This is a genomic window from Pandoraea fibrosis (genome assembly GCF_000807775.2).
GTDB lineage: Bacteria > Pseudomonadota > Gammaproteobacteria > Burkholderiales > Burkholderiaceae > Pandoraea > Pandoraea fibrosis.
The window spans coordinates 4,166,919-4,185,852 of the sequence record NZ_CP047385.1 but is presented as its reverse complement, the minus strand read 5'-3'; the positions used below and the strand labels follow the sequence as shown (position 1 = coordinate 4,185,852).

Below are 18,934 nucleotides of genomic sequence, written 5' to 3'. Positions count from 1 at the left end.
GCAGATCGATGGCGCGCCCGGTACGGCAATTGACGTTGGCTAATTCTCGCGACACCCGGTGATTATGGAATTCACAACCTTTCTTTTCTACGTGTTTGCGCTGATCCTCGTGGTCTCCGGCCTGAAGGTCGTGACCTCGCGCAACCCCGTACAGTCGGCACTGTTCCTGGTGCTGGCCTTCTTCAACGCCGCGGCGATCTGGATGCTGCTCGAGGCCGAGTTCCTGGCCATCATGCTGGTGCTCGTCTACGTCGGCGCGGTGATGGTGCTGTTCCTGTTCGTGGTGATGATGATCGACATCAATCTCGACGAACTGCGACGCGGCTTCGGCAAGTTCATTCCGCTGGCGAGCACCGTCGGCGCGATCATGATCGTCGAAGCGTCGCTGGTGCTGATGCGCGGCTACGGTGCCACGCGCGCCCCGGTCAAGGCCGTGTCGGCGCCCGACGTGCCGAATACCAAGGCGTTGGGTATCGCGCTGTACACCGACTATATCTTTGCCTTCGAAGTGGCAGGTCTGATCCTGCTGGTGGCCGTCGTGGCAGCCGTTGCGCTCACGATGCGTAGCCGCAAGGATCACAAACAGACCGACCCGAGCAAGCAGGTGCGCGTGAAGGCGCGTGACCGCGTGCGCCTCGTGTCGATGCCCGCCGAAGCCCGGCAGCAATCCACCGGCACTGACACGCCGGCGGCGGAATAAGGAGACAGCATGATGTCGTTGTCGCTAGCGCATTACCTGGTGTTGGGCGCGATTCTTTTCGCGATCAGCATTACCGGTATCTTCCTCAACCGCAGAAATGTGATTGTGCTGCTGATGGCCATCGAGCTGATGTTGCTCGCGGTCAATCTGAACTTCGTCGCGTTCTCGCATTACCTGGGCGACATTGCCGGTCAGGTATTCGTGTTCTTCATTCTTACGGTAGCCGCCGCGGAAGCCGCGATCGGTCTGGCCATTCTGGTCACGCTGTTCCGTAAGCTCGAAACGGTCAACGTCGAAGATCTCGACCGCCTTAAGGGTTAACAAAAGCGAACGCTGTTATGGCATCCACATTGAATCCCAACCTGCTGCTCGCGATCCCGCTGGCGCCGCTCGTCGGCTCCCTGATTGCCGGTCTGTTCGGCAAGCAAGTCGGTCGCGCGGGCGCCCACACGGTCACGATCCTCGGCGTGCTGGTCGCGTTTGTCCTGTCGGTCATGACCTTCATCGACGTCATGAACGGGGCGAGCTTCAACGCCACGGTTTACGAATGGGCTCGCATCGGCGAACTCAAACTCGAGATCGGCTTCCTCGTCGACACGCTCACCGTCACGATGATGTGCGTGGTCACGTCCGTCTCGCTGATGGTGCACATCTACACCATCGGCTACATGGCGGAAGATCCTGGCTACCAGCGCTTCTTCTCGTACATCTCGCTGTTCACGTTCTCGATGTTGATGCTCGTGATGAGCAACAACTTCCTGCAACTGTTCTTCGGCTGGGAAGCGGTGGGGCTGGTCTCGTACCTGCTGATCGGTTTCTGGTACACGCGTCCGACCGCGATCTACGCCAACATGAAGGCGTTCCTGGTCAACCGTGTCGGTGACTTCGGCTTCCTGCTCGGTATCGGCCTGTTGCTGGCCTTCACCGGCACGCTGAACTACGGTGAAGTGTTCGCCAAGGCCAACGATGTCGCGGCCCTGTCGTTCCCGGGCACCGACTGGCGCCTGATCACCGTGGCCTGCATCTGCCTGTTCATCGGCGCGATGGGTAAGTCGGCGCAGTTCCCGCTGCACGTCTGGCTGCCCGACTCGATGGAAGGCCCGACCCCGATCTCGGCACTGATCCACGCGGCCACGATGGTGACGGCAGGTATCTTCATGGTGAGCCGCATGTCGCCGCTGTTCGAGCTGTCGGACACCGCGCTGTCGTTCATCACGATCATCGGCGCGATCACGGCACTGTTCATGGGCTTCCTGGGCATGATCCAGAACGACATCAAGCGTGTCGTGGCCTACTCGACGCTCTCGCAGCTCGGTTACATGACGGTCGCACTCGGTGTGTCGGCCTACCCGGTCGCCATCTTCCACCTGATGACGCACGCGTTCTTCAAGGCGCTGCTGTTCCTCGGTGCGGGCTCGGTCATCATCGGCATGCATCACGATCAGGACATGCGCAACATGGGCGGCCTGTGGAAGTACATGCCGATCACATGGATCACGTCGCTGCTCGGTTCGCTGGCGTTGATCGGCACGCCGTTCTTCTCGGGTTTCTACTCGAAGGACTCGATCATCGAAGCGGTGGCCGCCTCGCATCTGCCGGGCTCGGGTTTCGCCTACTTCGCAGTGGTCGCCAGCGTGTTCGTTACGGCGTTCTACTCGTTCCGCATGTACTTCCTGGTCTTCCACGGCAAGGAGCGTTTCGGTCAGGCACACCATGACCATCACGACGCCCACCACGAGGAAGAGGAAGACGCACACGGCGAGCACCACGGTCTGGCACCGGGGCAGAAGCCGCACGAGTCGCCCGCTGTCGTGACGATTCCGCTGATTCTGCTGGCGATCCCGTCGGTCATCATCGGTGCCATTGCGATTGCCCCGATGCTGTTCGGTCAGTTCTTCAAACAAGGCGTGGCGTTCAAGGACGTGATCTTCATCGGCGAGAATCACCCGGCGATGGAAGAGCTGGGCCATGAGTTCCACGGCTGGGTGGCGATGGCGCTGCACTCGTTCGGCACGTTGCCGATCGCATTGTCGGCACTGGGTATCGTGCTCGCGGCGTTCTTCTACCTGAAGCGTCCGGACATTCCGGAAGCGCTGAAGAACCGCTTCTCGGGCATCTACACGCTGCTCGACAACAAGTACTACATGGACAAGATCAACGAAGTGGTCTTCGCCAAGGGCGCGCTCAAGATTGGCCGCGGCCTGTGGAAGGCGGGCGATCAGGGTCTCATCGACGGTGCCGTCGTGAATGGCAGCGCGCGTCTGGTGGGCTGGTTCGCCGGTGTCATCCGCTTCGTGCAATCCGGTTACATCTACCACTACGCGTTCGCCATGATCCTCGGCATGCTCGGGCTCCTGACGCTGTTTGTGACGTTGAACGGCAAGTAATAGGGGGAGCCAACAATAATGCAATCGCTACCGCTTCTGAGTCTGGCCATTTGGCTGCCCATTCTGTCGGGGATCGTTGTCCTCGCCGTGGGAAATGACCGTAACCCGACGGGTGCACGCGTGCTGGCGCTCATCGGTTCGCTGGTGAGCTTCCTGGTCACGCTGCCGCTGATCTCGAATTTCGACGCCAACACGTCGGCGTTCCAGTACGTCGAAAAGACGAGCTGGATCGAGCGTTTCCACATCAACTATTTCCTGGGCATCGACGGCATCTCGCTGTGGCTGGTCGTGCTGACCGCGCTCATCACGGTGATCGTGGTGATCGCGGGCTGGGAAGTGATCACGGAGCGCGTCTCGCAGTACATGGCCGCCTTCCTGATCCTCTCGGGTCTGATGATCGGTGTGTTCTCGGCGCAAGACGGCCTGCTGTTCTACGTGTTCTTCGAAGCCACGCTGATCCCGATGTATCTGATCATCGGTGTGTGGGGTGGTCCGAACCGTGTGTACGCAGCGTTCAAGTTCTTCCTGTACACGCTGCTCGGCTCGCTGCTGATGCTGGTCGCACTGATTTACCTGTACAACGCAACGGGCTCGTTCACGCTGACCGACTGGTATGCGGCCAAGATCCCGATGAACGTGCAGATCCTGCTGTTCGTGGCGTTCTTCATGGCCTTCGCGGTGAAGGTGCCGATGTGGCCGGTGCATACCTGGCTGCCGGACGCCCACGTGGAAGCGCCGACGGGCGGCTCGGTCGTGCTGGCCGCGATCATGCTCAAGCTCGGTGCATACGGTTTCCTGCGCTTCTCGCTGCCGATCGCGCCGGACGCCAGCCACTATCTGTCGGGTTTCATGATCACGCTCGCGCTGATCGCCGTCGTCTACATCGGCCTTGTGGCGCTGGTGCAGACCGACATGAAGAAACTGGTCGCTTACTCGTCGATTGCTCACATGGGCTTCGCGATCCTCGGCTTCTTCATGTTCAGCGAAATCGGCATGCAGGGCGCGATGGTGCAGATGATCTCGCACGGTTTCGTGTCGGGCGCCATGTTCCTGTGTATCGGTGTGCTGTATGACCGCATGCACTCGCGCAACATCGCCGATTACGGCGGTGTGGTGAACACGATGCCGAAGTTTGCCGCGTTCTTCATGTTGTTCGCGATGGCCAACAGCGGCCTGCCGGCGACCTCGGGTTTCGTGGGTGAATTCCTGGTGATTCTGGGCGCAGTGAAGCTGAACTTCTGGGTGGGCCTGCTGGCGGCTACCTCGCTGATCACCGGTGCGGCTTACTCGCTGTGGATGTACAAGCGCGTGATTTTCGGCGCCATCGCCAACGATCATGTGCGCGAGCTGATCGATATCAACAAGCGCGAGTTCTTCATGCTGGCCGTGTTGGCTGCACTCACGCTGTTCATGGGTATCTATCCGAAGCCTTTCACGGACCTGATGCACACCTCCGTGGTTAACCTCCTCGCCCACGTGGCGCAGACCAAGCTGCCGTAATCGGGGAGGACATCTAGATCATGCAAAACATTAATCTGCTGCCTGCGTTGCCGGAGGCCATCCTGCTGCTCATGATCCTCGTGATCATGATGTGCGACGCGTTCCTCGGCCAGACGCGCAAGCTCAACTACGTTCTGGCACTCATCACGTCTGCGGTCGTGTCGGTGCTGTGGGCATGCAATGCCGGGGACCCGGCATCGCACTACCTGTTCGGCAATGTGTTCATCGCCGATCCGATGTCGAACCTGCTCAAGGCCTTCGGTGGTCTGGCAACGTTCGTCACGTTCATCTACGGCCAGAAGTATCTCGAAGCGCGCGGCCTTGCCCGTGGCGACTTCTATGTGCTCAGCCTGTTCTCGCTGCTGGGTCTGTCGGTGATGATCTCGGGCAACAACTTCCTGACGCTGTATCTGGGTCTGGAACTGATGTCCCTGTCGCTGTATGCCCTGGCAGCCGTGTGGCGCGATTCGACGAACGCGACCGAGTCGGCCATGAAGTACTACGTGCTGGGTGCGCTCGCTTCGGGCTTCCTGCTGTACGGCATGTCGATGATGTACGGTGCGACCGGTTCGCTCGAGCTGGCCAAGGTCTTCGAGGTCATCGCCTCGGGTGCCGTGAACAAGATCGTGCTGGTGTTCGGCGTGGTGTTCGTGGTTGCCGGTCTGGCGTTCAAGCTGGGTGCCGCCCCGTTCCATATGTGGGTGCCGGACGTCTATCAGGGCGCGCCGACTCCCGTCACGCTGCTCATCGGTGGCGCGCCGAAGCTGGGTGCCTTCGCATTGCTGCTGCGTTTGCTCGTCGAAGGCATGTTGCCGCTGGCGATCGATTGGCAACAGATGCTGATCATCCTGGCAGTGCTCTCGCTGGTGATCGGTAATCTGACGGCCATCGTGCAGACCAATGTCAAGCGTCTGCTGGCGTACTCGACGATTTCGCACATGGGCTTCGTGCTGCTGGGCATGCTCTCGGGCGTGGTGGGCGGCAAGATCGACGGTATCGCCGACGCTTACGGTTCGTCGCTGTTCTATAGCGTGATCTACCTGCTGACGACGCTGGGCACGTTCGGTATCGTGCTGCTGCTCTCGCGCAAGGGCTTCGAAGCCGAGAACCTCTCGGATCTGAAGGGCCTGAACCAGCGTAGCCCGTGGTTCGCCTTCGTCATGCTGATGCTGATGTTCTCGCTGGCCGGCATTCCGCCGCTGGCAGGCTTCTACGCCAAGCTGGCCGTGCTGCAAGCCGTGGTCAACGCCGGTATGGTGTGGCTGGCTGTCGTGGCGGTGATCGCCTCGCTGATCGGTGCGTTCTACTACCTGCGTGTCGTCAAGCTGATGTACTTCGACAAGCCGGAAGATGCTAACGCGCTGGAAGGCAGCGGTACGATGCGCCTCGTGCTGTCGCTCAACGGTCTGGTGCTGGTGTATCTGGGCCTGATGCCCGGCCCGCTGATGGACTGGTGCCTGCGCACCATCAAACTGACGCTGGCCAGCTAAGCGGCCGGGCATCAGGAACGACGAGGTCGACGAAGGCAACGACGTCGGCCGGAAACCGGGCAGGGCAGGCCGACGAGATGCGCCTGCTGGCCCGGTCCACAAAAGACGAACCGAAGGACGGCGGAGGCAATACGATGGGCATGTCGGCAGGGGGTACGCTTGTGATTCTGCTGGCCGTGCTGGGTGCGAACCTGCCGTTCGTGAACCAGCGCCTGTTTGGCGTGATTGCGCTCAGACGGGCGGGCAAGCCGCTGTGGCTGCGACTGATCGAACTGGTGGTGACCTACTTTGTGGTGGGCGCCCTCGGTTACGTGATCGAGTCGAGCATCGGCAACGTGTTTTCGCAGGGCTGGGAGTTCTACGCCGTCACGGCGAGTCTATATGTCGTGTTCGCGTTTCCGGGCTTCGTCTACCGGTATTTGTGGCGTCATCGACCGGCGGCTGCCGCTTGAGATGTCTGCTTTGCAAGACGCCGCCTTTGGGCGGCGTTTTGTTTTGGGTTCGCCAATTTTCAGCCGTGGAGGGCTTATGACCCAGGGTCAAACCGACGATCAACATCTGATCGAGACGCGTGTTACGAGCGAGACGGTCTACGAGGGCGCGTTCCTGACGATCAAGCGCGATCGCGTTCGTCTGCCCGACGGCAAGACGGCGACGCGCGAGTACACCACCCATCCGGGGGCGGTCATGGTGATTCCGCTCTTCGAAGACGGTCAGGTGCTCATGGAGCGTCAGTATCGTTACCCGCTTCAGCGCGTGATGACGGAATTGCCGGCGGGCAAGCTCGACGAAGCCGAAGGCGGTCTGGCCTGCGGCCAACGCGAATTGCTCGAAGAGACCGGCTACCACGCCAAACGCTGGGATTACCTCACCCGGATTCATCCGGTGATTTCGTATTCGACGGAATTCATCGACATCTGGCTCGCGCGCGATCTCACGCTGGGCGAGCAGCGACTCGACGACGGCGAGTTTCTCGACGTGTTCAAGATGCCGGCGACCGAGCTGCTGCAATGGGTGCGCGATGGGCGTATCACGGACGTGAAATCCATCATCGGCGCGTTTTGGCTGGAAAAGATAATATCGGGGGTCTGGCAGCCGAATGAACGTTCGCCGCTGCGCTGATCCATCGACTTTTTTTGAGCCCGGGCCGGGTGACCGGCCGGGCCGGGACACATCTATCGCGTCATGAAGGTTTTTGATTTGCGTTGTGCGCACGAGCACACCTTCGAGGGCTGGTTCGGCTCGGAGGACGATTACCTATCGCAGCAGGCACGGGGGCTGGTGACATGCCCGGTATGCGGCGACACGGCGATCGTTCGCATGCCGTCCGCGCCGCGCCTGAATCTGTCGGGGGCGACCGCACGGGCCGATGCTGCGCCGGCAGCCGCTCAGGGCGCACACGAGGCCGTCAGCGGCGCCATCGAAGCCAAACGCGAATTGCAGACGCTCTGGATGAAGGCCGTGCGCCACGTCATGGCGAATACGGAGGACGTCGGCAGCAATTTCGCCGAGGAAGCCCGCAAGATCCACTATCAGGAAGCCCCGGAGCGCAACATCCGCGGGACGGTGTCTCGGGAAGAGACCGAGGCGTTGGCCGAGGAGGGGATCGACGTGATGCCGCTGCCCATTCCCGACGGCTTCAAGGATACGTTACAGTAAGCCCGTCGCCGGGCTATCCGGCGCGGGGCGCCGTCGGCAGTCGGTGTCGTTCCGGCGCAGGCCGGCAATCGCTACGCCATTTCCACGTATTTCCACGCATGTCCCATCTTGCGCGCCTGCCAGACGATGCCGGCGCGCCGCACGGAGGAGTTCGCGATGGCAACGTTCGAGTATTACTTCGAAGATTTCGCAGTGGGTGACACCTTCGATCTGGGGGAATACACGTTCACGGCAGACGAGATCGTGCACTTTGCCCGTCAATTCGATCCCCAGCCGTTTCACATCGATGAACTGGCCGGACGCGAATCACATTTCGGCGGACTGGTGGCCAGTGGCTGGCATACGTGCAGCATCATGATGCGGATGAACGTCGACAAGCTGCTCTCGCGTTCGGCAAGCATGGGCTCTCCGGGTGTCGAACAGATCGAGTGGCTCAAGCCGGTGCGCCCGGGGGATACGATTACCGTGACCAGCAGCACGCTGGAAGTGCGGGCATCGAAGACCCGGCCAGATCGCGGCATCGTGCGCCAGCTCTGGACGGCCACGAATCAGCATGGCGAGGAAGTGTGCCGGTTCCGGGGAACGGGGCTCTATCTGAAGCGCGTCGCCTGAAGGACACGGCGCACGGCCTGACCGGCGGGCGTATCAGCCCGCCGCGCAACGCTTAACGAATCTCAGTGCGACAAATCACTCACCGATGCCGCCGGCGCATCGCGTTTGACCTGAGTGATGCCGTCCTCCATCTGCTCCGCCGTCGAGAACATCTGGCTTTGACCGATGATCTCGCCATTGCGCGCCTTGAGCACGAAATAGGGGCGGCCGGACGTCGACGTCTTGCGCTCGAAACGATGATCCTCGACCGAGTTTTTGCGAACGGACTCGATGCCGTTCTGCGCGGAAGCGCGTGCCTTGTAAGTCTCGGAGGAGAGGATGATGTGCCCGCTGTCGGCCAGCAGGTGAAAGTGGAATTCACCGTTGGGGCTACGCTTGAGTTCGAACTTGCCTGACATATGTGGATCTCCCGGATCTTCCAAAAGCCAGCGGCGAGGGACTGCGAACTGCAAGAGACGACGGCTGCCAGCCGCGTCGGAGAAACCTTGAAAACCTCTCGGATGACGCGCCCGATGACACCTGCGCATGGAGCGGATTGCGCTTAGATTAGCACCGCCTGCGTCCCGGCGATACCGCAGTTTGTTTCGAAGTGTAAACCACTTCCCGGCACGCCTTGCCGAACCTGGGCTTCAGGCGCGGTAAGGCTCGCACGAGAGGTGACGGTGCCGGCCCGTGCCTCGGGCCAGCATCCGGTATGGCGGGCCCGGCAGCTTAGCGTCGGGCGTACTGCGTGGCGCCAAACAGCATTTCGCGCGCCTTGTCGTCCTGCAACGGCTTGCGTGCATCGGCCAGCACCTTGATGCCGCGCTGCACTGCGGGGCGGGCCTCGATGGCGTCGAACCATTTCTGCACGTTGGGGAAGTCCGAAAGCTCGACCCCCTGGTTTTTCCACGAACGCAGCCAGGGCCAGATCGCGATGTCTGCAATGGTGTACATATCGCCTGCGACATACGGATGGTCGCCCAGCCGTTTGTCCAGCACACCATAGAGACGCCGGGCCTCGTTCGTGTAGCGCTTGATCGCGTAGTCGATCTTCTCGGGCGCGTAGATGCGGAAATGGTGCGCCTGCCCGAGCATCGGTCCCACGCCGCCCATCTGGAACATCAGCCACTCGAGCGTTTCGTACTTGCCGCGCACGTCTTGCGGCAGGAAGCGCCCGGTCTTGCCCGCCAGATACAGCAGGATCGCGCCCGACTCGAACAGCGATATCGGCTTGCCGTCCGGACCGTCTTCGTCGACGATGGCCGGGATCTTGTTGTTTGGCGAGATGGCGAGAAAGGCGTCCTTGAACTGATCGCCCGCGCCGATATCGACGGCATGGGCGTGGTACGGCAGCCCGCACTCTTCGAGCATGATGTGGACTTTGTGGCCGTTAGGCGTAGCCCAGGAATAGACCTGAATCAATTGCGGCTCCTCGTTGGGGCGTCGCTCGACGCCGTTCCCCGTCAGGCGGGCGACGATCGCGTCAGGCGCCCGGCACGGTGATGTCACAGATAACGAAACAGGCCGGGGGCGCAAGCGTGGCCCCCCCGGGAAAAACTGCCCGGAAATTACACCACAGAACGTTTTTCCCTGCCGGGCGTGGGGTCAGTGAGCGGGGCCACTCTCTGCGTCGAGGTAACGCGCGAGTTCCAGCTTGGCGATGGCATTGCGATGGACTTCGTCCGGACCGTCGGCGAAACGCAAGGTGCGGGCGTTGGCATACGCATAGGCCAGCGGGAAGTCTCCTGAAAGACCTGCCGCCCCGTGCGCCTGCATGGCCCAGTCGAGCACCTGACACGCCATGGTCGGTGCCACGACCTTGATCATCGCGATCTCGGCGCGTGCCGCCTTGTTGCCGACGGTATCCATCATGTAAGCGGCTTTGAGCGTGAGCAGGCGTGCCTGCTCGATCTGGCAGCGCGCTTCGGCGATGCGTTCGCGTGTCACGCCCTGCGCCGCAATCGGTTTGCCGAACGCCACGCGCGAGAGGGTGCGCTGGCACATCAGCGACAGCGCACGTTCGGCCAGACCGATGAGGCGCATGCAATGGTGGATGCGTCCCGGGCCGAGACGTCCTTGCGCGATCTCGAAGCCTCGCCCTTCGCCGAGCAGAATGCTGCTTGCGGGCACACGGACCTCGTCGAGTTCGATCTCCATGTGGCCGTGCGGCGCATCGTCGTAACCGAATACGGTGAGCGGGCGCACGCGCGAGATGCCACGGGCGTCGGACGGCACGAGAATCATCGACTGCTGTGCGTGTTTGGGGGCATCGGGGTCGGTCTTGCCCATCACGATATAGAGCGCGCAACGCGGGTCGCCTGCGCCGGTCGACCACCATTTGCGGCCGTTGATGACGTAATCGTCGCCATCGCGACGAATCCGGCATTGCACGTTGGTGGCGTCGGACGAGGCGACGTCCGGCTCCGTCATGAGAAACGCGGAACGGATCTCGCCGCGCAGCAGCGGTTCGAGCCATTGCGCCTTCTGCGCGTCGGTCGCGTAGCGCTCGAGCGTTTCCATGTTGCCGGTGTCGGGCGCGTTGCAGTTGAAGACTTCCGGCGCCCACGGCACCTGTCCCATGATCTCGCACAACGGCGCGTATTCCACGTTGCTCAGGCCCGCCCCCCGCCCGGAGTCGGGAAGGAAGAGGTTCCACAACCCTGCCTGCTGGGCGAGCGGCTTAAGACGTTCGATGACCTGCGAGGGCTGCCACGCGTCGCCCTGACGGCGTGCGATCTCGATCTCTTCGAGGTAGCGGTGCTCGTTCGGGAAGATATGCTCGTCGAAGAAGGCGGACAAACGCGCGCGCAAGGCTTCGACTTTGGGGCTGTAGCTGAAATCCATGAGGTCTCCGTTCAGTGACTGCCGGTTGCACCAGCGGCTGTGTTGCGCTGTGCGCGCTGCGCATATTCCCACGCGAGTTCGGCCATCGGACGCGCGCGTTTGCCGGCATCGAGCGCCTGTTGACTGGCGGCGGTGCCGTCGGCCACGCGTTTCATGATTCCTTGCAGAATCGCGGCGATGCGAAACATGTTGTAAGCGAGGTAGAAGTGCCACTGCGCAGGCGGCTGGATGCCCGTGCGTTCGCCGTATCGCGCGACGTAAGCCCCTTCGTCGGGAATGCCGAGCGCTTGCCAGTCGAGTCCGGCGATGCCGCGAAACACCCCGGGGCTGACATGCCACGCCATGCAGTGATAGCTGAAGTCGGCGAGCGGATCCCCGAGTGTGGACAACTCCCAATCGAGCACGGCGAGCACGCGCGGTTCGGTGGGATGGAAGATCAGGTTGTCGAGACGAAAGTCGCCGTGCACGATGGTCGTGCGCTCGGGCGAGTCGGTCGGCAGATGGGTGGGTAGCCACTCGATGAGCCGATCCATCGCGTCGATGGTTTCTGTCTCCGACGCGCGGTATTGCTTGCTCCACCGGGCGATTTGTCGCGCGATATAGTCGCCCGGTTTGCCATAGGACTCGAGGCCGATGGCGCGATAGTCGACCCGGTGCAGCGCCGCGATGACGCGATTCATTTCGTCGTAGATGGCGCTGCGCTCGGCGGCTGTCATGCCGGGGAGCGACGGGTCCCACAACACGCGTCCTGCCACGAAGTCCATGACGTAGAACGCCAGTCCGATCACGCTTTCGTCCTCGCACAAACCGCGCATGCGAGCGACGGGAACGTCGGTGCCTGCGAGAGCCTTCATCACGCGGTACTCGCGCTCGATGGCGTGGGCGGAGGGGAGAAGTCTGGCCGTGGGCGCCGGCTTGGTTCGCAGCACGTAGGCGGCACCGGGTGTCGTCAGGCGATAGGTGGGATTGGACTGGCCGCCGTTGAACTGTGTGAGTGTCAACGGCCCGGCGAAGCCATCGACATGCTCGGTCAGCCATCGCGCGAGCGCGGCGGTATCGAAGGGCGCGCGCTCACTTAGCGCGCGTTCGCCTGCAAAGGCGGAAAAGTCCTGCGCAAGCTCCTCGGCCATGCTGTCTCCTGCATTTCCGGTGCTACGTTGATCGAGACGATGCTACAGCGTAGTGCACTTGCCGATCGGCCGCAGGGTGTCGTGCGGCCGCGGAATATTCTGATCCTGCGTTTGCAACTCTATCGACCTTATCCCCGCTTTCGGGTGCGCAGGAACGACGCGAAAATCTTCTCCATCACCGTCAGCCGGTTGTCGCGATGCAGCGGCTGCGGTGGTGCGAAGTTCATCAGGCGTACCACCCAGTCCTCGGGCTTGTCCCCGACGTCGAGTGCGTTGATGCACGCAGGCGTCTGGGCGAGTTGGCCCAGAAAGAGCCGTCCGAGCGGGTGCAGGGCATGCGAGAGAATCGCGCGATTCACGCCGCCGTGCAATACCAGCAGCACTGTGTCCCACGAGGTGTCGGCACGCAGTTCCGCGAGCGGCGGCACCACGCGGTCAAGCAGTTCGCGGACCGATTCGCCATTCATGAATCGCGTGTCTTCGGGCACCAGACCATCGAATGCACTGAGGAACGCTTGCGCGAGTTCGGCCGGTGGCAGGCCGGACAAGCTGCCCGCGCGAATCTCTTCCCAGCACGGCCATGTCTCGATATCGATGTGTTGGCCCGTCTCGGCCAGCACACGCTCGGCCGTCTCGCGGGTTCGCGGCAGGCCACTGACGATCACGCGGTCGAAGCGGATGTTCTCGGCCGCGAAGGCGCGCCCGGCGGCGCTGGCCTGCGAGCGGCCCAGTTCGTTGAGCGGGACGGTATCGGCGTCGATGGGTTTGCCGCTGTCGTCGAAGTACGTCACGTCGCCGTGACGCATCAGATAGATGCGGCGGCGCTGCGGTGGTGTGAACGCCAAGGGACCGGTGTCGGGACTCAGATGGCCGAGTGAACTCATGCGGAAATTCTCCTGAACGGGCCGGCAACCGATAGGCGGCTGCGGCGAAGTGTTGACAGACGGCGCACGTCGAAGGTTCGCGTGCGCCGCGCCTCCGTCACACGCTCAGGCGTATTTTGCCGGACGTTTCTCGAGGAAAGCGCTGATCCCTTCCAGACCGTCGGCATGATGGAGCGACGCGACGAAACTGTCGCGCTCCGCGCCCAGTTGCGATGTCAGCGTTTCGCTGGCGCCGCTCTCGATGAGTGTCTTGATGCGGCCGACGGCGTTCGGCGAGAGCTGCGCGAGATCGGTCGCCCAGTTCAGCGCTTCGGCGCGGGCCTGACCGGGGGCGACCACGCGATTGACAAGGCCCGCGGCGGCCAGACGAGCGGCCGGCACCGGCTTGCCCTCGAGCAGGATCTCGGTGGCGAGCGGGCGCGGCAGGGCTTGCGAGAGGAACCATGAGCCGCCGCCGTCGGGCGTGAGCCCGACCTTGACGTAGGCCATCACGAACTTGGCGTTCTCGGCGGCAACAAGCAGATCGCACGCGAGAGCGAGCGAGAAACCGGCCCCGGCGGCGGCACCCTCGACGGCGGCGATGATCGGCTTCGGGCACGCCCGCAGCGCTTCGATCCACTCGGCCAGCGCATCGATACTCGCGGCCTGCACCGACGGATCTTTCTGCCGGTTCTCCAGCAGCCGATTCAGATTGCCACCCGCGCAAAAGAAGTTGTCGGCGCCGGTGAGCACCACGGCCCGCACGGACGGATCGCGCTCCGCAGTGGCCAGCGCTTCGACACCGGCGGCGTACATATCCGGATGCAGCGCATTGCGCGCTCCGGGGTTGGACAGCGTCAGCACCAGCGTTTGGTCGACACGTTCGGCAAGCAGTTCGGCGCTCATGGGGCGAATCTCCGGATCACTGTTCGTCGGTGAGCAGCGACACGCCAAGCTGGGCGCGACGCGAGAGCCACGGCGACGGACGATAACGCGGGTCGCCGTAGAACGATTGCAGGTTACGCAGCACGGTGAGCAACTGGCGTGCACCGACGGCGTCGCCCAGTGCGAGCGGACCCTTGGCGTAGCCCAGACCCAGGGTCACGGCGCGATCGATGTCGCCCGGCGTGGCAATGCGTTGCTGCGCAATATCCGCGCCGATATTGACGATGGTGGCGATCACGCGTTGCGCGACGAAGCCGGCCGAGTCGCGGATCACCGTCACCGGTGTGCCGCCGTGTGCGAACAGCGCATGTGCCGCGTTGCGCGCGTCGGGTGTCGTGACCGGTGTGGTCATGAGCGTATGACGCTTCGCGCCTGCGAGCGGCAGCAGCGTATCCACGGCGACGGTACGCGTGGCGTCGAGACCTTGCTCGACGGCGCAGGTCGTGGCATCCAGACCGAGCGGCGTGACGACGATCAGCGCCGACGCCGACGGCTTGTCGCCGCTTTCGATGCTCACGCCCGTCGCGCCCAGCAGTTCGATCACGGCCGCGAAGCCGCGCGCATCGGCCCGGCTGACCCAGACGCTGGCCGGCAGGGTGTCCGGGGCAGGGGCTTCGGCCGGCACTTGCTGTTTGCCGTCGACATAACGGTAGAAGCCTTCGCCGACTTTCCGCCCCAGCAGCCCGCCGGCAAAGCGCACGGTGGTGATCGGCGACGGACGGAAGCGTGCCTCCTCAAAGAACTGGTGATAGATCGACTCCATCACCGGATGCGAGACGTCGAGCGCCGTCAGGTCGAGCAGTTCGAACGTGCCGAGGCGAAAGCCCGCTTGCTCGCGCAGGATGCGATCGATGTCGGCAAAGCTCGCCACGCCCTCGCTGGCGACGCGCAGACCTTCGGTGTTCATGCCGCGTCCGGCGTGGTTGACGATGAAGCCGGGCATATCCTTGCAGCGCACGGCCGTGTGGCCCATGCGCTGGCCCAGCGCGAGCAGGGCATCGCCGACTTCAGGAGCGGTACGCAGGCCGTCGATGACCTCGACCACCTTCATGAGTGGCACCGGGTTGAAAAAGTGGTAACCCGCCACGCGCTCCGGACGCTCGCACGCTGCCGCGATGGCCGTAATCGACAGCGACGACGTATTCGACGCGAGAATTGCATCGGCTGCGACGATGCCTTCGAGCGAGCGGAACAGGTCGCGTTTGATGTCGAGTTTCTCGATGATGGCTTCGACCACCAGTTGGCAATCGGCCAGATCCTCGAGCGCATGGCACGCCTGCAGACGGCCCATCGTCGCCTCGACACTCGACGCCTCGATCTTGCCCTTCGCCGCGAGCTTGTCCAGCGTGTCGCGCAGGGCGTCCAGCGCGGCTTGTACGGCCTTGGCATTGGTGTCGTATAGCTTCACGCGCAAACCGGCCTGAGCGGCGATTTGGGCGATGCCTCGGCCCATGGCGCCGGCACCGACGATGCCTAGCACATCGATAACCTTGGCCGGAGCGTTCGCGGATGCCGGGGAGGAGGATGCAGTCATACGGAGTGTCTCGAAGTTGGTGTCGATTGTCGTCGATCGGTGTCGTTCTGTTGGCGCGCATGGCGCAGCGCGGTGTGACTCGACATTCTATCGTCCGACCGGTCGGTCGGGAAATGAATTTCCTGACGAGTTGCGCGGCAATGCAAACCGATGCCCCTATCGCGTTGCCGCTATTGTCGCCGATCTTGTTGTGGCTGCCAGCGCTTGTTCCGCTGGGCGGTCTGCGGTGCGGCGGTTGGCAGCGAGGCTGACGCAAGCCTCGCGCGGTTCGCGCGGCCCGACGCACTGGCAGAATTCGGGACGCGATTCCCGTCACGCCTCGTGCGAACGGCCGTGCGATACCGTTACACTTCGGGGAGCCGCCGGTCGCCCTCATGGCCGTTATCGCGCGCGTTGCCCTTGGCGCAATCCGTGTCGACGACGTTCTCCGCATGAGCCGAGACAGGCAGCCAACGCGACGCCGCGACCGCAGAGGGCGCGGTGTACCAGGGACGCATCATGAAACTGCGCACGGACCATGGCGCCTCGACGACCTCAGAGGTGCTGGCCATGCCGCACGGGAGACATCATGTTGAAGCTGTACGGCTTTCCAGTCAGTAACTACTACAACAAGGTTAAGGTTGTGCTGTACGAGAAGGGCTTGCCCTTCGAGGAGTCGGAATCGATTCCTTGCCAGGAAGAGGGGATGTTGCAATGCTCGCCACTTGGCAAAGTGCCATACCTGCAGACGGCGCACGGCTTTCTGGCCGAGTCACAGGTGATTTGCGACTACCTTGAGGCGACACACCCGTCGCCGGCACTTTTCCCCAGCGACCCGTGGCAGCAGGCCAAAGTGCGCGAGCTGATCACCATGACGGAGTTGCATCTGGAGTTGGTGGTGCGCGAGGTGTACTCGCAGGCCTTCTTCGGCGGCACGGTGTCGGAGGGCACGCGCAATCGCACGGAGAAGCTGCTGCGCAGGAACATTGTGGCGTTCAAGCGGCTGGCGAAGTTTGCGCCGTATGTGGCGGGCGACACGTTCTCGATGGCCGACATCGTGGCCGGCATCCACCTGCCGATCCTCGGCATGGCCACGCAAGCGGTCTATGGCGAAGACTTCCTGCAGAGCGCCGGCATCGACTGGAAGGCGTATGGCAAGCGACTCGCCGAGCGCGAATCGTTCCAACGTATGCGTGCCGAACAGAAGGCGTATCAGCAGGCACAACAGGCGAAGAAGACGGGGTAAAGCGCGATAAGGTGCGATGCGTCGGGGGGGGGGGCGCGAGATGGCAGAACGGGAATCCCGTTCCTCGTGACGCATTCGCAAGCCTCATCGATGCAAAACGAAAGGGCCGCAATATTTTCAGATTGCGGCCCTTCTTTTTCGGTAATGGCAGGCGATCAGATCTTCGCCAGTCGCGTCAGTGCTTCGCGCAATGTGTCGTCTTTCTTGGCGAAGCAGAAGCGAACGACGCCGGATTCGTGCGGCTCGTGATAGAACGCCGAGACGGGAATGGCCGCCACGCCGATCTCACCGGTCAGCCACAGGGCGAAGTCGCCTTCGCTCATGTCGCTGATGGCGCTGTAATCCACGCACTGGAAATACGTGCCTTCGCATGGCAGCAGTTTGAAGCGGGTCTCCGCCAGGCCTTCGCGGAACAGGTCGCGCTTCTTCTGATAGAAGCCCGAGAGTTCGAGATACGGGGCAGGGTCGCGCATGTAATCCGCCAGCCCCACTTGCATCGGTGTGTTGACGGTGAACACGTTGAACTGGTGCACCTTGCGGAATTCCGCCGAGAGGGCCGCCGGTGCCGCGACGAAGCCGACCTTCCAGCCCGTCACGTGATAGGTCTTGCCGAAGCTCGACACGATGAAGCTGCGGCGTGCCAACTCCGGATGGCGCGCCACACTTTCGTGTCGCTTGCCGTCATACACCATGTGTTCGTAGACCTCGTCCGAGATCAGCAGAATGTCGGTGCCCGCCACGATGTCGGCCAGTTTCGCGAGATCTTGCTCGTGCCACACGGTGCCGCTCGGGTTGTGCGGGGTGTTGAACAGGATGAGACGGGTGCGCGGCGTGATCGCGGCCGCGAGTTTGTCGAACGGGATGCGGAACTCGGGGGCCTCGAGCGTAATGAATACCGGCTTGCCACCGGCCAGTTCGATCGAGGGGACGTAGCTGTCGTAGGTCGGCTCGAACACGATCACTTCGTCGCCCGGATGCACGGTCGCGAGAATCGCCGTGAGCAGCGCCTGGGTGGCGCCGGCGGTCACCGTGATTTCGGTGTTCCAGTCGTATTGCTGTCCGTAAAGCTTGCCGATCTTGTCGGCAATGGCCTGACGCAGCGCCGGTACACCTGCCATCGGTGGGTACTGATTGTGGTCTTCGCGCATGGCGCGCGAGACGGCGTCGACGATCTTCGGATCGCAAGCGAAATCGGGGAAGCCCTGACCGAGGTTCACTGCCTGCTTCTCGGCAGCGAGCGCCGACATCACAGTGAAGATGGTGGTGCCGACGTTCGGCAGACGCGAGGCGAGCGGCGGGGCAGCCAACGCCTGAGCAGCGGGCAATACCGAAGCCCGCGAAGCCGAAGAAGCCGAAGAAGCCGTTGAGGCGGTGTGAGGCGCGTTCATTTGTGCGATGGACGATGCAGTGATCAGGCCGTCATTCTAACGCCGCTGCGCCCGGCATGCGGCCGACGCCCGTGCGCTTGGCGTTCGATTTCGGAGATTCCTTATGCCGCTCTGCGGCCATTCCGACGGGACTTGCGGTGTTTACGCGCCCGGCATGAGCAATGACGTGAAAGCGGCGGCCGTCACGATGCGAAAGCCGAACTGCCGCGCCACACGGCTGCGCAGCTTCAGCACGGCCTTGTCCTTGCTGACGAGCCAGTGCGCGTGCCCGTCGCGGGCGGCTTCGAGGAATTTCTGATCGTCGCGGTCGCGGCACAGCGGCAACTGGACCGGTGGTGGGGCGTCGTCCGGGACCACGATGCGGTGCGTGTGGGCGTCGACCCAGGCGAGGGCGGCGTCGTTGTCGATCGCGCGTGATGAGAATTGCGGGTACGTGAGTACTACGGCGAGTTCGTCGCGGCAACGCGGCGCCATGAGTGCGACGAGGCGGCGCTCGACGAGGGCGTCGCGCACGGGACGCGCCACCGGATCGTCGAACACCAGCAGATCGATCCAGACATTCGTGTCCAGGACCACGCGCGGTGGGGTGGTGAGCGTATCGAGGTGCTCGGCGAAGGCCCGTTCGGTGGGCGTGGCAACGGCGTTTTGAAGCATTGGATAGAATGGCGGTTTCTC

General features: G+C 62.8%; 20 protein-coding genes. 10 read left to right on the top strand and 10 right to left on the bottom strand.

All coding sequences use genetic code 11. The features are described 5' to 3' along the window. Positions 1-64: 64 nt before the first annotated feature. The 9 genes from PI93_RS18430 to PI93_RS18390 all read left to right on the top strand — a co-directional run bounded on the left by PI93_RS18430 (position 65) and on the right by PI93_RS18390 (position 8,348). Positions 65-700: an NADH-quinone oxidoreductase subunit J gene (locus PI93_RS18430; protein ID WP_039368593.1), complete on the top strand. Its 636-nt coding sequence runs from the start codon at positions 65-67 to the stop codon at positions 698-700. A gap of 9 nt (positions 701-709) precedes the next feature. Then, positions 710-1,021, top strand: a complete 312-nt coding sequence (gene nuoK / locus PI93_RS18425; RefSeq protein WP_023596640.1) for an NADH-quinone oxidoreductase subunit NuoK — start codon at positions 710-712, stop codon at positions 1,019-1,021. 17 nt (positions 1,022-1,038) lie between these two features. After that, positions 1,039-3,087: an NADH-quinone oxidoreductase subunit L gene (gene nuoL / locus PI93_RS18420; RefSeq protein WP_039368590.1), complete on the top strand. Its 2,049-nt coding sequence runs from the start codon at positions 1,039-1,041 to the stop codon at positions 3,085-3,087. A gap of 18 nt (positions 3,088-3,105) precedes the next feature. Continuing rightward, positions 3,106-4,587 carry an NADH-quinone oxidoreductase subunit M gene (locus PI93_RS18415; protein WP_039368588.1) on the top strand — a complete coding sequence of 494 codons (1,482 nt, stop codon included), beginning with the start codon at positions 3,106-3,108 and terminating at the stop codon, positions 4,585-4,587. A gap of 20 nt (positions 4,588-4,607) precedes the next feature. Next, complete coding sequence (gene nuoN / locus PI93_RS18410) at positions 4,608-6,077, top strand: NADH-quinone oxidoreductase subunit NuoN (RefSeq protein WP_039368585.1); 1,470 nt, start codon at positions 4,608-4,610, stop codon at positions 6,075-6,077. A gap of 140 nt (positions 6,078-6,217) precedes the next feature. Continuing rightward, positions 6,218-6,529 carry a DUF2818 family protein gene (locus tag PI93_RS18405; RefSeq protein ID WP_039368693.1) on the top strand — a complete coding sequence of 104 codons (312 nt, stop codon included), beginning with the start codon at positions 6,218-6,220 and terminating at the stop codon, positions 6,527-6,529. 76 nt (positions 6,530-6,605) lie between these two features. After that, positions 6,606-7,199 carry an NUDIX domain-containing protein gene (locus PI93_RS18400; protein WP_039368581.1) on the top strand — a complete coding sequence of 198 codons (594 nt, stop codon included), beginning with the start codon at positions 6,606-6,608 and terminating at the stop codon, positions 7,197-7,199. A gap of 63 nt (positions 7,200-7,262) precedes the next feature. Continuing rightward, entirely contained in the window at positions 7,263-7,736 is a 474-nt protein-coding gene (locus PI93_RS18395; RefSeq protein ID WP_039368577.1) for a DUF1178 family protein, read from the top strand. Between the two features lie 156 nt (positions 7,737-7,892). After that, positions 7,893-8,348, top strand: coding sequence for a MaoC family dehydratase (locus tag PI93_RS18390; protein ID WP_039368691.1), 456 nt, complete (start codon positions 7,893-7,895; stop codon positions 8,346-8,348). A 62-nt stretch (positions 8,349-8,410) separates the two neighbouring features. Here the strand turns inward: PI93_RS18390 and PI93_RS18385 are convergent, their stop codons facing one another. The 8 genes from PI93_RS18385 to PI93_RS18350 form a co-directional block, all read right to left on the bottom strand. After that, on the bottom strand, positions 8,411-8,746 hold the full coding sequence (locus PI93_RS18385) for a YegP family protein (RefSeq protein ID WP_010807396.1): 336 nt from the start codon (positions 8,744-8,746) through the stop codon (positions 8,411-8,413). Between the two features lie 313 nt (positions 8,747-9,059). Then, a complete protein-coding gene (locus tag PI93_RS18380) occupies positions 9,060-9,752 on the bottom strand; it encodes a glutathione binding-like protein (RefSeq protein WP_039368574.1) in 693 nt (230 codons plus the stop codon). A 183-nt stretch (positions 9,753-9,935) separates the two neighbouring features. Then, complete coding sequence (locus PI93_RS18375) at positions 9,936-11,174, bottom strand: acyl-CoA dehydrogenase family protein (RefSeq protein WP_039368570.1); 1,239 nt, start codon at positions 11,172-11,174, stop codon at positions 9,936-9,938. Positions 11,175-11,185: 11 nt separating this feature from the next. Then, complete coding sequence (locus PI93_RS18370) at positions 11,186-12,304, bottom strand: phosphotransferase (protein ID WP_052240551.1); 1,119 nt, start codon at positions 12,302-12,304, stop codon at positions 11,186-11,188. Between the two features lie 128 nt (positions 12,305-12,432). After that, the gene (locus PI93_RS18365; RefSeq protein ID WP_039368685.1) at positions 12,433-13,149 is read right to left on the bottom strand and encodes a histidine phosphatase family protein; all 717 of its coding nucleotides are present in this window, start codon (positions 13,147-13,149) and stop codon (positions 12,433-12,435) included. A 144-nt stretch (positions 13,150-13,293) separates the two neighbouring features. Next, on the bottom strand, positions 13,294-14,073 hold the full coding sequence (locus PI93_RS18360) for an oxepin-CoA hydrolase, alternative type (protein WP_039368567.1): 780 nt from the start codon (positions 14,071-14,073) through the stop codon (positions 13,294-13,296). A 16-nt stretch (positions 14,074-14,089) separates the two neighbouring features. After that, a complete protein-coding gene (locus PI93_RS18355) occupies positions 14,090-15,646 on the bottom strand; it encodes a 3-hydroxyacyl-CoA dehydrogenase (RefSeq protein ID WP_052240549.1) in 1,557 nt (518 codons plus the stop codon). Between the two features lie 344 nt (positions 15,647-15,990). Further along, complete coding sequence (locus PI93_RS18350) at positions 15,991-16,197, bottom strand: hypothetical protein (RefSeq protein ID WP_039368563.1); 207 nt, start codon at positions 16,195-16,197, stop codon at positions 15,991-15,993. Positions 16,198-16,214: 17 nt separating this feature from the next. Here PI93_RS18350 and PI93_RS18345 point away from each other — a divergent pair, with 17 nt between their 5' ends. Next, positions 16,215-16,871, top strand: a complete 657-nt coding sequence (locus PI93_RS18345; protein WP_039368560.1) for a glutathione S-transferase family protein — start codon at positions 16,215-16,217, stop codon at positions 16,869-16,871. A 155-nt stretch (positions 16,872-17,026) separates the two neighbouring features. Here PI93_RS18345 and PI93_RS18340 read toward each other — a convergent pair whose 3' ends face one another. Continuing rightward, positions 17,027-18,259: a pyridoxal phosphate-dependent aminotransferase gene (locus PI93_RS18340; RefSeq protein ID WP_236105798.1), complete on the bottom strand. Its 1,233-nt coding sequence runs from the start codon at positions 18,257-18,259 to the stop codon at positions 17,027-17,029. A 141-nt stretch (positions 18,260-18,400) separates the two neighbouring features. Beyond that, a complete protein-coding gene (locus PI93_RS18335; RefSeq protein ID WP_039368554.1) occupies positions 18,401-18,913 on the bottom strand; it encodes a putative toxin-antitoxin system toxin component, PIN family in 513 nt (170 codons plus the stop codon). Between the last annotated feature and the right edge of the window lie 21 nt (positions 18,914-18,934).

Excerpts from the sequence above, each read along its gene's own strand:
- PI93_RS18395 (WP_039368577.1), top strand. The coding sequence starts at position 7,263 with ATGAAGGTTTTTGATTTGCGTTGTGCGCACGAGCACACCTTCGAGGGC.
- PI93_RS18370 (WP_052240551.1), bottom strand. The coding sequence starts at position 12,304 with ATGGCCGAGGAGCTTGCGCAGGACTTTTCCGCCTTTGCAGGCGAACGC.
- nuoL (WP_039368590.1), top strand. The coding sequence starts at position 1,039 with ATGGCATCCACATTGAATCCCAACCTGCTGCTCGCGATCCCGCTGGCG.
- PI93_RS18360 (WP_039368567.1), bottom strand. The coding sequence starts at position 14,073 with ATGAGCGCCGAACTGCTTGCCGAACGTGTCGACCAAACGCTGGTGCTG.
- PI93_RS18345 (WP_039368560.1), top strand. The coding sequence starts at position 16,215 with ATGTTGAAGCTGTACGGCTTTCCAGTCAGTAACTACTACAACAAGGTT.
- PI93_RS18415 (WP_039368588.1), top strand. The coding sequence starts at position 3,106 with ATGCAATCGCTACCGCTTCTGAGTCTGGCCATTTGGCTGCCCATTCTG.
- PI93_RS18430 (WP_039368593.1), top strand. The coding sequence starts at position 65 with ATGGAATTCACAACCTTTCTTTTCTACGTGTTTGCGCTGATCCTCGTG.
- PI93_RS18335 (WP_039368554.1), bottom strand. The coding sequence starts at position 18,913 with ATGCTTCAAAACGCCGTTGCCACGCCCACCGAACGGGCCTTCGCCGAG.
- PI93_RS18340 (WP_236105798.1), bottom strand. The coding sequence starts at position 18,259 with ATGAACGCGCCTCACACCGCCTCAACGGCTTCTTCGGCTTCTTCGGCT.
- PI93_RS18350 (WP_039368563.1), bottom strand. The coding sequence starts at position 16,197 with ATGGCCAGCACCTCTGAGGTCGTCGAGGCGCCATGGTCCGTGCGCAGT.
- PI93_RS18375 (WP_039368570.1), bottom strand. The coding sequence starts at position 11,174 with ATGGATTTCAGCTACAGCCCCAAAGTCGAAGCCTTGCGCGCGCGTTTG.
- PI93_RS18390 (WP_039368691.1), top strand. The coding sequence starts at position 7,893 with ATGGCAACGTTCGAGTATTACTTCGAAGATTTCGCAGTGGGTGACACC.
- PI93_RS18400 (WP_039368581.1), top strand. The coding sequence starts at position 6,606 with ATGACCCAGGGTCAAACCGACGATCAACATCTGATCGAGACGCGTGTT.
- nuoN (WP_039368585.1), top strand. The coding sequence starts at position 4,608 with ATGCAAAACATTAATCTGCTGCCTGCGTTGCCGGAGGCCATCCTGCTG.
- PI93_RS18405 (WP_039368693.1), top strand. The coding sequence starts at position 6,218 with ATGTCGGCAGGGGGTACGCTTGTGATTCTGCTGGCCGTGCTGGGTGCG.
- PI93_RS18385 (WP_010807396.1), bottom strand. The coding sequence starts at position 8,746 with ATGTCAGGCAAGTTCGAACTCAAGCGTAGCCCCAACGGTGAATTCCAC.
- nuoK (WP_023596640.1), top strand. The coding sequence starts at position 710 with ATGATGTCGTTGTCGCTAGCGCATTACCTGGTGTTGGGCGCGATTCTT.
- PI93_RS18355 (WP_052240549.1), bottom strand. The coding sequence starts at position 15,646 with ATGACTGCATCCTCCTCCCCGGCATCCGCGAACGCTCCGGCCAAGGTT.